The organism is Bradyrhizobium sp. WSM4873 (assembly GCF_055811355.1).
On the sequence record NZ_JBVVPS010000126.1, the window covers coordinates 1 to 463 of the forward strand.

Annotated in this window: 1 protein-coding gene; it reads left to right on the plus strand. The window is 66.5% G+C overall.

The window, feature by feature from the left end; all coding sequences use genetic code 11:
• The coding region (gene istA / locus AC0L21_RS38055) for an IS21 family transposase (RefSeq protein WP_473267145.1) at positions 1–463 on the plus strand (463 nt) is incomplete at both ends.

The window sequence follows — 463 nt, forward strand, 5'->3', positions numbered from 1 at the left end:
GCCACGGCATCACGGCGACCATGCGGCAGACCCACGCGGCCGGCGAAAAGCTGTTCGTGGACTTCGCCGGCGATACCATGCCGGTGTTCGACGGGCTCACCGGGGAGGTGCGCGCCGCCAAGATCTTCGTCGCGGTCATGGGAGCGTCGAATTACACCTTTGCCCAAGCCCGGTTCAGCGAGGCGCTGCCCGACTGGATCGGCGCCCATGTGGATGCGCTCACCTTCCTGGGCGGGGTGCCGAAGGCGCTCGTCTGCGACAATCTGAAGGCTGGGGTGACGGTGGTGAGCCGCTACGAGCCAGGCGTCAACCGGACCTACCAAGATCTTGCCGCCCATTACGGCACCACCATTATGCCGGCGCGGCCCCGCAAGCCGCGCGACAAGGCCAAGGTGGAGGCGGCGGTTCTTATCGTCCAGCGATGGATTTTGGCGCGGCTGCGCAACCGGCGCTTCTTCTCGCT